The sequence below is a fragment of the Rhizobium sp. 0TCS1.26 genome (assembly GCF_050455525.1).
Lineage (GTDB): Bacteria > Pseudomonadota > Alphaproteobacteria > Rhizobiales > Rhizobiaceae > Neorhizobium.
In genome coordinates this window covers 1424009-1435832 of the sequence record NZ_JBCIYV010000001.1, presented here as the reverse complement: position 1 = coordinate 1435832, position 11824 = coordinate 1424009, and the positions used below count along the sequence as shown (strand labels likewise).

Annotated in this window: 12 protein-coding genes; 10 read left to right on the top strand and 2 right to left on the bottom strand. The window is 62.2% G+C overall.

All coding sequences use genetic code 11. From position 1 onward, the window contains the following. Positions 1-152: 152 nt before the first annotated feature. Positions 153-497, top strand: coding sequence for a hypothetical protein (locus AAIH46_RS07035; RefSeq protein WP_430304944.1), 345 nt, complete (start codon positions 153-155; stop codon positions 495-497). A gap of 279 nt (positions 498-776) precedes the next feature. On the opposite strand, the gene AAIH46_RS07030 is transcribed toward AAIH46_RS07035, so the two are convergent. Continuing rightward, positions 777-1400, bottom strand: coding sequence for a TetR/AcrR family transcriptional regulator (locus tag AAIH46_RS07030; protein WP_430305032.1), 624 nt, complete (start codon positions 1398-1400; stop codon positions 777-779). A 252-nt stretch (positions 1401-1652) separates the two neighbouring features. Here AAIH46_RS07030 and AAIH46_RS07025 point away from each other — a divergent pair, with 252 nt between their 5' ends. The 9 genes from AAIH46_RS07025 to AAIH46_RS06985 all read left to right on the top strand — a co-directional run bounded on the left by AAIH46_RS07025 (position 1653) and on the right by AAIH46_RS06985 (position 10536). Continuing rightward, positions 1653-2516, top strand: coding sequence for an FAD binding domain-containing protein (locus tag AAIH46_RS07025; protein WP_430304942.1), 864 nt, complete (start codon positions 1653-1655; stop codon positions 2514-2516). Then, on the top strand, positions 2513-3010 hold the full coding sequence (locus tag AAIH46_RS07020) for a (2Fe-2S)-binding protein (protein WP_430304941.1): 498 nt from the start codon (positions 2513-2515) through the stop codon (positions 3008-3010). The genes AAIH46_RS07025 and AAIH46_RS07020 overlap by 4 nt, the downstream gene beginning before the upstream one ends. After that, positions 3007-5376 (top strand): xanthine dehydrogenase family protein molybdopterin-binding subunit, encoded by a 2370-nt coding sequence (locus AAIH46_RS07015; RefSeq protein ID WP_430304940.1) that lies wholly within the window; start codon positions 3007-3009, stop codon positions 5374-5376. Before AAIH46_RS07020 ends, AAIH46_RS07015 begins: the two co-directional genes overlap by 4 nt. 40 nt (positions 5377-5416) lie before the next feature. Further along, positions 5417-6667 carry an ABC transporter substrate-binding protein gene (locus tag AAIH46_RS07010; RefSeq protein ID WP_430304939.1) on the top strand — a complete coding sequence of 417 codons (1251 nt, stop codon included), beginning with the start codon at positions 5417-5419 and terminating at the stop codon, positions 6665-6667. A gap of 21 nt (positions 6668-6688) precedes the next feature. Beyond that, positions 6689-7564, top strand: coding sequence for a branched-chain amino acid ABC transporter permease (locus AAIH46_RS07005; RefSeq protein ID WP_430304938.1), 876 nt, complete (start codon positions 6689-6691; stop codon positions 7562-7564). A gap of 10 nt (positions 7565-7574) precedes the next feature. Further along, on the top strand, positions 7575-8573 hold the full coding sequence (locus tag AAIH46_RS07000) for a branched-chain amino acid ABC transporter permease (RefSeq protein ID WP_430304937.1): 999 nt from the start codon (positions 7575-7577) through the stop codon (positions 8571-8573). Then, on the top strand, positions 8570-9325 hold the full coding sequence (locus AAIH46_RS06995) for an ABC transporter ATP-binding protein (RefSeq protein ID WP_430304935.1): 756 nt from the start codon (positions 8570-8572) through the stop codon (positions 9323-9325). The genes AAIH46_RS07000 and AAIH46_RS06995 overlap by 4 nt, the downstream gene beginning before the upstream one ends. Beyond that, positions 9318-10022: an ABC transporter ATP-binding protein gene (locus AAIH46_RS06990; protein ID WP_430305031.1), complete on the top strand. Its 705-nt coding sequence runs from the start codon at positions 9318-9320 to the stop codon at positions 10020-10022. The genes AAIH46_RS06995 and AAIH46_RS06990 overlap by 8 nt, the downstream gene beginning before the upstream one ends. Before the next feature lie 70 nt (positions 10023-10092). After that, positions 10093-10536 carry a CoxG family protein gene (locus AAIH46_RS06985; protein WP_430304933.1) on the top strand — a complete coding sequence of 148 codons (444 nt, stop codon included), beginning with the start codon at positions 10093-10095 and terminating at the stop codon, positions 10534-10536. Positions 10537-10851: 315 nt separating this feature from the next. Here AAIH46_RS06985 and AAIH46_RS06980 read toward each other — a convergent pair whose 3' ends face one another. Continuing rightward, on the bottom strand, positions 10852-11781 hold the full coding sequence (locus AAIH46_RS06980) for a LysR family transcriptional regulator (protein ID WP_430304931.1): 930 nt from the start codon (positions 11779-11781) through the stop codon (positions 10852-10854). Between the last annotated feature and the right edge of the window lie 43 nt (positions 11782-11824).

Genomic DNA, 11824 nt, shown 5'->3' with positions numbered 1-11824 from the left:
CGGGGTGGAGCAGCCCGGTAGCTCGTCAGGCTCATAACCTGAAGGCCGCAGGTTCAAATCCTGCCCCCGCAACCAACGACACTTGTAAATTCTCGAATTCGGGATGCCTGCAAAAGCTCCTCTGAGTAAGCCTCGAGGAGCTTTGTGCGTTTGTGCTCCGTGTCGATCTCGCCGGACGCAATCCGCGCAAGCAGATCGTTCTGTGCAGCAGCCAGAAACTGCTGCCCCAGCACGTCCAGTGCTTCCATCGACGCCATGATATTGGCGATGTCGCCATGGACCTGCAGGCTCGCTGGCTGTTGGCCGGGTGTCTTGCCGATCACCACGGTCTGGATGAGATCGCGCACGATCGGCATCAGCCGCTGTTTGGCGTGTTCGTCGCCATTGTTGCGGGCGAGGAAGAGAAGCTTGCGGATGGCGATCTCGGTATTCCCACGATTGCACTGCCTTCAACTTGGCAATCTTCTCCTGAAAATCCTCCGCTGGCGTCTCCGTGACTGCGAGTTTCCGCATGAGTTATTCCGTGTTGCGAGCCGCTACCAGAGTTCGTCGGAGACGTGCGTAGGTCGGGGGGGAGGACATCAGGACCCAAAGGGTCGGATCATTGGTGCGTGCTGTTCGCAGTTGCGTCTGTGGTATTTACAGCCTCTCCGGCGAGCAAATAACGCCTTCACTGTGCTGAAACGGCGGCCGAGGCTCGACAGGTTTCCCGCAAGACTGGAAGCAACTGCTTTCGCCAATCATGTCATCATGATCAAGAAGGGTGGAGGTGTCACTCAGTCGCTTTCCTTCAGGATAGATCGGGCGACCGCAGGCCCGCCGAGCATGAATGCCTTGACCCCGTCCTTGACGATGTCGCTCAGATCATCGGGTGTCGGCGTGGCGTAAACGAAGCGCCGGATCGCCAGGTAGAAGATCCGGCCGTGCAGGCCCCAGAGCAATTCCAACTCCCGCTCGCCAACCGGTCGCTCCTCTGGTCCGGGCAGCCCCAGTTCATGACGCAGTTCGAGGCAAGCCGGTCCGATGATCTGCCGCCGCACGATGTCGAGGTAGCGAGGTGTGATGTCGAAGGTCTTCAGACCGGAGAACACGAAAATCCGCACCCAATCATAGTGGAAGACACGGGCGATGTATTGCAGGTAGAAGTCGGTGAGACGGCTTTCCAGCGAACGGCTGCGGTCGACGATCAGGCCGGCCCAGCCGTCATCCCAGCGGCTGAGATAGACGTGTTCGTAGACCCGTTCGATCAGCGCTTCCTTGCTCGGGAAATGCCGGTATATCGCCGAATGGGTGATGCCGACACGCTTTGCGAGTTCCCGCGTCTGCCCCTCGAATCCGTGCTCGGCGAAAAATCGGACGGCTTCTTCCAGAATGAACTGTTCGCGCTCGTTGGCGCGCATGTAACGCCGGGGGCGCCGCTGCTCGCCGTTGCTGTCTTCGTGTTCACGGCCGTTAATCTGGTCCGCCATCTCTGTCCTGATCCGTCTGTCATTGCCGGTCCGGCAATCGCCAAGCGATAGCCCAGCAGCGGTTTGAGACCAAGCGGTATTTATTTTGAGACCAGACGGTAATTTCTCTTGACCGGATAGGCGCCTTGAGGAATCATGACCAGATGGTCACAAATTCCGGTAGACCATGTGGGAGGAGATCCGGTGAAGGCGAAAGCTTTCGATTATATTCGTCCACTTTCAGTGGATGAGGCGCTACTTGCCTATCAGGGCGCTGAGAGCGATGCCTGCTATATCGCTGGCGGCCAGAGCCTCGTGCCATCCCTGGCGCTGAGGCTGCAGGCACCGGGTCTGCTCGTCGATATCGCCCGGATCGACGAGTTGCATGGGATTGCTGTCGTCGGCGACTACCTGAGGATCGGTGCAACCACCCGCCACTGCGAGATCCTGTCTTCGGAGCTGGTCCGCCGCCATGCGCCGCTGCTTGCCGAGGCGGCGCCGTTCGTCGCGCATCCCGCCATCCGCAACAAGGGCACGTTCGGCGGCAGCCTGGCGCTTGCCGATCCGGCATCGGAATTCCCGGCGATGGCGCTGGCACTAGACGCCGTGATCGAGATTGCCTCTGCCGACGCGCGTCGCAAGGTCGAAGTCGCTGATTTTTTCCTCGACCTCTACGAGACAGCTCTTGAGCCCGGCGAACTGATCATCGCGGTCCATGTTCCCCTGGCAGCGCCCGCCACTCGCTGCGCCTTTGACGAGCTGGCGCGCCGCCGCGGCGACTACGCGATCGTCGGCTGCGGCGTGAATGCGCAGATCGACGAGGACGGCCTGGTCGAGAAGATGCGGATTGCCTTCTTCTCTGTCGCGTCGACGCCGGTGCGGGCACGAACGGCGGAAACCACGCTGTTGGGCAATCCGTTGACGCTCGGCTCCATCCGCCAGGCACAGGAGGCTCTGGCCGCCGATCTCGATCCGTCGGGTGACGAGCACACGCCGGCCGAAATGCGAATGCACCTGGCGCGGGTGCTGCTCGGGCGGCTCCTCGGTCGTCTGGAGGAGGCGGCATGACGGCGAGGATTGCCCTGTCACTCGCCGTCAACGGCGAGGCAATCGAGGCCCTGGTGGCGCCGCGCACGACGCTTGCCGATTTCCTGCGCCAGGATGTTCAACTGACCGGCACGCATACCGGATGCGAGATGGGCGTTTGCGGCGCCTGTCTGGTTCTGCTGGACGACCAGCCGGTGCACGCCTGCCTGATGTTCGCTGTCCAGGCTGAAGGCTCCAGCATCGAGACGATCGAGGGGCTGACGGCTCGCCGGGCGATCTCGGACCTGCAAACAGCCTTCCACGAACGCAATGCGCTGCAGTGCGGCTTCTGCACGCCGGGTATGCTGGTCGCCGCCTATGGGATCCTGTCGTCAGAGCGCGTACCGAGCCGCGACGAGATCCGTGATGCCCTCTCCGGCAACTACTGTCGCTGCACCGGTTATGAGGCGATTGTCGATGCGATCGAGACGACGGCCAAACGGCGGCACTCCCAGATGGCGAGGGAGGAGGCATGAACGCGTTCGCGGGCTCCCTCGACAGACCGAATTCCTATATCGGCCGTTCGGTATCGCGACCAAACGCCAAGCGCCTGCTTGAGGGCAAGGGACGCTACGTCACGGACCTGGTTCTGCCGCGCATGCTTCATGCGGCCTTTGTGCGTAGTCCCTATGCACACGGCCGGATCACCGGTATCGACATTGCCGACGCACTTGCACATCCCGGCGTGCGCGCCGTCTATACGGCCAAGGACCTGGCGGCGATCTGTACGCCCTGGACCGGTACGCTCGATCATTTTCAAAAGATGAAGTCTCTGCCGCAATTGCCGTTGCCGCTGACCGACGTCCTGTGGTCGGGCCAGCCGGTGGTGCTGATCGTCGCCGACAGTCGCGCAATCGCCGAGGACGCGGCCGAACTGGTGATGATCGACATCGACGAGAAACCGGTCCTCGCCGATCCGATAGAGGCAATGTCGGCGGCGCCGCTTTCGGACGACATCGACGACAACATCTGCTTTTCGAGCAGGCTCGACAGCGGCGGCGTCGACGACGCGTTTTCCACAGCGCCGCACCGGCTGGAGCAAAGCTTCATCTTTGGCCGGCACACCGCCGTCACGCTTGAGCCGCGTGCCATCGTCGCCGACTACGATCGGAGCGAAAACCGGCTGACGGCCCATCACGCCACTCAGACTCCCTACCAGTTTCAGGACGTCTATTCCCGCCACTACGGCATCCCGGAAGCCAACGTCCGCGTTATCGCTCCCGATATTGGCGGCTCTTTCGGCATGAAGCTGCATGTCTACCACGAGGAGATGGCGGTGGTCGGCGCCTCGATCCTGCTCGGCCGTCCGGTGAAGTACGTGGCCGACCGGATGGAATCCTTCGTCTCCGACATTCACGCCCGCGATCATCGGATCACCGCCCGGCTGGCCGTCGGCAGGGACGGTCGCATCTCGGCGATGGAAGTCGACGACGTAACGGCGATCGGCGCCTTCTCCAGCTACCCGCGCACCAGTGCCGTCGAGGGAAACCAGGTCATCCGCCTGATGGGCGCGCCCTACGACTTCTCCTCCTACCGCGCCAACCTCTCGGTGGTGTTCCAGAACAAGGTGCAGACGAGCCAGTACCGCGCCGTCGGCCATCCCATCGCCTGCGCCGTGACGGAATGCCTAGTGGATGCCGCCGCTCGCGAACTGGGTCTCGACCCGTTCGAAATCCGCGCCCGCAACCTCATCCCAGACGACAGTTACCCGCGCAGATCGCCAACCGGTTACCAGTTCGAGCAGCTCTCCCACGAGGTCTGCCTGGCACGGCTGAGATCGATGATGAATTACGAGGCGCTGCGAGCCGAGCAGGCGGAGCTGCGGAAAAACGGCATCTTGCGCGGCATCGGTATTGCGCTGTTCGTCGAGATAACCAATCCGAGTCCCGCCTTTTACGGCGTCGGCGGGGCGCGGATCTCAGCGCAGGACGGCGCCTTCGTCAAGCTGACGCCCTCGGGCGAGGTGCATTGCTCGATTTCCGTCACCGAGCAGGGGCAGGGAACGGAAACCATCATCGGCCAGATCATCGCCGATCAGCTGGGCATCGACCGCGACAAGGTGCGGGTGATGACCGGCGACACGGATACGACCCCGCACGGCGGCGCCACCTGGGCCTGCCGCGGCGCCGGCATCGGCGGCGAGACCGCTCTGCAGGCGACACGCAAGCTGAAGGCCAATGTTCTCAGCATTGCCGCTCTGATCCTTCAGGCGCAGCCGGGGGAACTGGATATCAGCAACGACTGGATCGTCGAGGCGACGACCGGCCAGCGGCGGATGAGCGTGGCCGAGGTCGCCCGCATCGCCTTCTTCCGTTCCGATACGCTGCCGCCCGGAACCCATGCGCAGCTGTCGGTGGTTCACCATTATGCGCCGCAGGGTTATCCGTTCGCCTTTACCAATGGCGCGCAGGGCTGTCTTGTCGAGGTCGATGAGGAGACCGGCTTCGTCAAGATTCTCAAGCACTGGGTTGTCGAGGACTGCGGCCGCATCATCAATCCGCTGCTGGTCGACGAACAGGTCCGTGGCGGCGTGGTGCAGGGGCTGGGAGCAGCGTTCTTCGAGGAATGTCTCTACGATTCCGCCGGACAACTCACCAATGGCTCGCTTGCCGATTATCTCGTGCCGATGGCCTGCGAGATGCCGGACATCGAGATCAGCCATGTCGAGACGCCGACCAGGGATACCGAACTCGGCGCCAAGGGCTGTGGGGAGGCCGGGACGGCTGCCGCTTCGGCTGCCGCGATGAACGCCGTCAACGATGCACTCGCAGGCCATGGCGCGGTGCTGACGCAGATACCGATGACGCCGGCACGTATCTTGAGGGCGCTCGGCACGATCTGAATGAACTGAAGCAGTGATCCAATGTCAGGAGGAGGACGGGATGACACAGAAACATGGGGAACCGAGCTTAACGGCAATCACGCGCCGGACGGCTCTTGTCGGACTTGCAGGCACGGCAACCGCGCTATCGATGCCATTCATCGGTCGGGCGCAGAGCGAGACCATCCGGATCGGATTTCCGACGCCGCTCACCGGTCCGTTTGCCGCAGAAGCCAATGATCAGGTCCGCAGCGCCCAGCTCGCCGTCAAGCTTGCCAACGACAAGGGTGGCATCGGCGGACGCAAGATCGAACTGCTCGTTCGGGACGACAAGCTGAACGCCGGCGAAGCCGCCACCAGGACGCTTGAACTGATCGAGAAGGACAAGGTGCACGCCGTCGTCGGCGCGCTCTCGAGCGCCGTCCAGCTGGCGGTCAACGAGGTCACGCGTGCCCGCAACATGCTCTACATCTCGATCAGCCAGTCGGACACGATCAATGAGGTGAAGGACTTCAGCCCGTACACATTCCACGAGGCGCTGAACCCGACGATGACCACCGCGGTGGTGGCAAAGCATACGTTCCAGAAAGGCTCCAAGGTCGTCTTTCTCGCCGCCGACTATGCCTATGGGCATGAGATGCTGCGCGGCTTCAAGCGGGCGGCCAAGGAGATCGGCGCGGAAACGGTCGGCGAGATCCTGCACCCGTTCGGCGCGCCCGATTATTCGACATTCATCCCGACCATCCTCTCGCTCGGGGCCGACATTCTCTGCATCTGCAATTTCGGACGGGACCAAGCCAACTCGATCAAGCAGGCGGTGGACTTCGGGGTCAAGGATCAGATGAAGATCGTCGTGCCGGTGCTGCTCCACAATCAGCGGCTGGCGGTCGATCCGGAAGTCTTCGAAGGTGTCGTCGGCGGCTCGAATTACTATTGGGGTCTGGAGGAGACCGTGCCCTCCGCCAAGACCTTCAACGACGCCTTCCGCGCCATGTTCAAGGACGCTGTGCCGACCGACTACGGCGCTTACGGCTATACGGGTGTCGCCTCGCTGCTCATGGCGATCGAGAAGGCCGGCGGCACCGAGACGCAAAAGGTCATCGCCGCATTGGAGGCGCTGAAATACGACGTCGCCAAGGGTGAGCAGTCATACCGCAAGTGCGATCATCAGTCGCTGCAATCGGTTCTCGTGCTTGAATCGCAGGCAAAGAGCGCCATGAAGTCCGACGCGGATCTGTTCAAGATCCTCGCCAACGAACCTGCCTCCGAGAGCGTCCTCAGAAGCTGCACCGAACTCGGCTTCAAGAGCTGATACTGAGAAACGGATGAGGTCATGACCGTTCAACTGATTGCAATGCAGCTGTTTTCGGGGCTGGCGCTGGGCGCAGTCCTGATCATGGTCGCGCTCGGCCTGTCGATCATTTTCGGCATGCTCGGCATCGTGAACTTCGCCCATGGGGCATTGTTCATGGTCGGCGCCTATGCCGGTCTCTACATCGCCGGGCTGACCGGGAGCTTCTGGTGGGCTCTCGTTCTAGCGCCGGTGCTGATTGGCCTGTTCGGTATGCTGATCGAGCGTTTCCTCATCCGTCCCCTCTACGGCCGTTCGACCGACGACCCGCTGCTGCTGACCTTCGGTCTCGGCTATGTTCTGGTCGAGGCGGTGCGGATCTTCTTCGGCACCGATGGCATTCCCTTCTCCACACCGTCCGCCCTTCGCGGCGTCGTCAACCTCGGCATCGGGTTCTTCCCTCTCTACCGGCTGTTCGTCATCGGCGTGGTGATCGCCGTCCTCCTGCTGCTGTGGATCGGCCTGGAGAAGACGAAATTCGGCCTCATCGTACGAGCCGGCTCCGCAGACCCGCTGATCATGCGCGTACTGGGCGTCGATATCAGCCGGCTATGGCTGGTGGTCTTCGGCATCGGCGTCGGCGTCACCGCTCTCGGCGGCGTGCTTGCAGCACCGATGCGCAATGTCAGCCCCGAAATGGGCACGCTGGTGCTGGCTGAGGCCTTCGTCGTCACCGTCATCGGCGGCATGGGATCGTTGCCGGGTGCCGTTATCGCCGGTCTGGTCGTCGGACTGTCGGTCAGCATCACCTCGCTATTTGCGCCGGAGATGGCGACCATCGTGATGTTCGCGCTGATGGCGCTGATCCTGCTGATCCGCCCGAACGGTCTTTACGGCCGCGCCGCGCCGGGGCTTTGAGGAGATCACCATGACGGTCGTCAGAAACACGGATCTCGTCGCGCCTCTAAAGCGCCGACGCTTCGCAACGCTTTCCTCCGGCATCAGTCGGTGGCGGGTGCCGCTGTCTATCCTTGCACTCTTCTTCCTGCCCTGGGTGCTTCCCTCGGAAGCCCTTGCCGTCAACGTGCTGATCTATGGTCTCGTCGCAGTCGGCTACAACCTGCTGTTCGGCTATACAGGCCTCCTGTCCTTCGGCCATGCCGCCTTCTTCGGCGCCGGCGCCTATGCCACCGGCATCGCCATCGGCGCCTTCGGGGCGAACTGGTTTCTGGCAATGCTGATCGGCGTGGTGTTTTCCGGCCTGCTTTCGGCCCTGATGGGGGTCTTGGCGATCCGCACCCGCGGCATCTACTTCTCCATGGTGACCCTCGCCCTGTCGCAACTCGTCTACTACACGGCGCTGCAGGCCTCGTCCTGGACCGGCGGCGAAAACGGCCTGCGCGGCTTCACCGTCAGCACGCTGAATTTCCCCGGTTTTTCGGTCAACTTCCTAGATCCGCTGGTCAAGTACTACGCGATCATGGTCGTCGTGGCACTGGCGCTCTGGTTCGTGTCGCGGGTGCTGAATTCGCCCTTCGGCGCGGTGATCGAAGCCATCCGCGAGAACGAAACCCGAGCTCGTGCCTGCGGTTACAATGTCGAAAGGACGAAGCTCCTGTCGTTCATCCTGTCCGGCGTGCTGTGCGGGCTTGCAGGCACCCTGTCTGCTCTGCACCTTTCCATCGTGCCGCTCGATTCGCTGCATTATCACACGTCGGGCCTGATCGTGATGATGACGCTGCTCGGGGGTGCCGGCAGCTTCTTCGGGCCCTTCGTCGGCGCACTCGCCTTCCTGTCGATGGAAGACATCTTCTCTCTCTGGACATCCAACTGGCAACTGATCGTCGGGGTGATCTTCATCCTCTTCGTGCTCTACCTGCCGAAGGGAATCTGGGGCACGCTCATCTCTTGGGGGAAGGCCCGATGACCGCACCCATCATGAGCGTTGCCGATGTCGGCAAGCAATTCGGCGGCCTCGTTGCACTGAAGGGCGTAACCACCGAATTTGGCGAAGGTCAGATCACCGCGATCATCGGCCCCAACGGCGCCGGTAAGAGCACCTTCTTCAACATCCTATCCGGAGCGCTTCGACCCTCAAGCGGGGTGCTGAAGTTCCGCGGTGACAACATGGCCGGCGTGCCGCAGCACGAATACGTGCATCGCGGCATCGCCCGCTCCTACCAGATCACCAACATCTTCCCCAACCTGTCGGTGCAGGAGAACGTCCGGGTCGCCGCCCAGGCGTTTCGCTCGCGGATGAATATCTGGTCCGACCGCACTGCTTATCACGAGGTCGACGAGAAAGCTGCCGCCACTCTTGCATCGGTCGGTCTCTCCGGCCGATCCGCCACGCTCGCCAAATTTCTGGCCCACGGCCAGCAACGGGCGCTGGAAATCGCCATCGCCCTGGTCGCCGATCCGGCATTGCTCCTGCTCGATGAGCCGACCGCCGGCATGGGACCGGAGGAAACGCGGGAGATGGTGACGCTGATCGAGAAGCTCGCCGCCGATCGCACCATCCTGCTGGTCGAACACAAGATGAAGATGATCCTCGGCCTCAGCGACCGGGTGCTCGTGCTGCATCACGGCCAGCTTCTGGCCGACGGTACACCGAAGGAAATCCAGGCGAACACCGAGGTGCGCCGGGTCTATCTGGGACAGAATGATGGCTATGCTTGAAATTGACGACCTCAACGGATGGTATGGCGCAAGCCACGTGCTGCACGGCGTCTCCTTCTCGATTGATCCGGGAGAGATCGTCGCGCTTGTCGGCCGCAACGGCGCCGGCAAGACGAGCATCATCCGCTCGATCATGGGGCTGATGCCACGCATCACCGGCAGGATCCGCTTTGACGGCGAGGACATTGCCGGCCTGAAGGCACATCATCGCTATGCCCGCGGTCTCGCCTACGTGCCTGAGGAACGACGCATCGTCAGCGGGCTGTCGGTGCTCGAGAACCTGCAGCTTGGCCTCGTCGCCGATCGCCGGAAGATCGATGAAGCGGCTGCGATCGACGATATCGCCCGCAGCTTTCCGCGCCTCAAGGAGCGCCTCAACCAGGAGGGCGTGACGATGTCGGGCGGCGAGCAGCAGATGCTGGCGATTGCCCGCGCGATGATCGGCAAGCCGAAAATGATCCTGCTCGATGAACCGTCGGAGGGCATCATGCCGGTGCTGGTGGAGGAAATGGGTGTGCTGTTCCGGCGTCTGCGCGACGAGGGCATGACACTGCTACTCGTGGAGCAGAACGTCGAGTGGGCTCTGAAGCTTGCCGATCGCGCGGTCATCGTCGATCAGGGCGAGATCGTCTACCGAAGCGATGCGGCGACGCTGCTTGCCGACAAGGATATCCAGGAGCGCTACTGCGCCGTTTGAGTACTGGGGCCGTCACACCCTTGCAATTTAACAAAGCTTCGATGCACGGCGCTTCGGAGGGAGGACAGACATGGAAATGACAGGGGAATACCGGCTCGACGAGCCGCGAGGCGAGGTTTGGACGCGATTGTTCGAACCAGACGTGCTGCGCCGCTGCATTCCCGGCTGCAAGGAGCTGACGCAGACCGGCGAAAACAGTTTCGACGCCAAGGTGCAGCTAAAGATCGGGCCGGTCTCGGCGACCTTCGCAGCCACCGTGACGATCTGTGACATCGAGGCGCCGGCAAGCTGCCGCATCGTCGGCAAGGGCAATGGCGGGATCGCCGGCTTCGCCAAGGGTGACTGCGCCGTCACTCTCGTCGAGGAAGGCGACTCGACAATCCTGACATACAGAGCGGAAACCGAAATCGGCGGCAAGATCGCAAGTCTTGGCAGCCGACTGGTCCAGGCGACGTCGAAGAAACTGGCGGACCAATTTTTCTCAGCATTCTCCGAGCAGAGCATAGAAACTTGACCGATTTGACCAGCACCGGGTGATGGTCGCTCGTGACCTTGGCAAGAGGTGCGTTCCTCCCCCGCGCTCTCCGGCAGAAGATCATACTTCCTGAGGATTCCCGCGATCTTGCGATCCTGTTCCGAGTTTGGCGGCAGTGCGGGCTGGCGTCTCTTATCAAGAAGTCATGTAGCTAGAGCGTGCGCTTGCGCTATTGAGATCGGCGTCAGTGGACGGATCCAAGATCCGCTCTGGACGAGGCAATAGCTGATCTCCAATCCACCTACTCTGTAGGAGCCGAGACCCGCCTCAGAGACTTGTATTTACGCGGCCCCTTCAACGGAAGGGAGGCTGGAGGTCGAGTCTGGATGCGCCGTCTTGGATCAGATTGATGAACTTCCGGACGTGCGGATCCGACCGCCTCTCCGGCAGGACATAGATGCCCAGCAGCCAGCTCGGGAGCATCTCGCCTTCCAGGATCTGCACTTGGCCCAGGCCGTCGGAGGCGAAGGATTCGGCCAGCAGCGCCGTGTGCATGAGAACCGTGTCGGTCTCGCGAACGAAATCCAGACAGGCGCGCATCGAGTTTGAGGTGAAGGCGTGGCCGAAGCGATCCGGCTGCGGTGCCGATGCCGCGCCGTCGATCAGCAGCCTTCTCTGGCGCGCTTCGGGCGAGAACGCCATCCGCGTCGTCGGATAGGTGAACACCTCATTGATGCGTCGCGGCTGGTCGAGCAGCGGGTGGCCCGGACGCACATAGTAGCCATCCTTCGCCATCCCTAGCGGGATGAAGTCGATATCGACCTCCCGCACCAGGTTCTGGATCTGGTGGCCGACGAACAGCGAGATATCCCCCGCCCATAGCTGGTCCATGCAGCGCATGGCGTTGCCGATGCTGACATTGATGGGCGCGTTCGGGTACTCGCGGAAGTGATCGATGACGAAGTCCTTCAGGAACAGCGTCCACGTCGAGTAGCCGGTGCCGATGCTGATGCCGTGTTCGCTTTCCGAACGCTGCCGCTCGATCGTCTCCAGTGCATTCGTGTAGAGCCGCCGCATGATCAGCGTGTTCTTGTAGAGCGTCTCGCCATAGGCCGTCAGGCGAACGCCCCGCGACGACCGCTCGAACAGGCGGACCCCGAGAGACTGCTCCAGCTTCTTGATGCTGGAAGTCAGTGCCGGCTGCGACAAGCGAAGCCGGTCTGCAGCGGCGACGAACGACCCCATCTCTGTCACCGCCATGAACTGTTCAAGCGATCTATCCATGACCTTCCCCTCCAGCCGCAGCGCCTGTGCCCCATAAACGAAA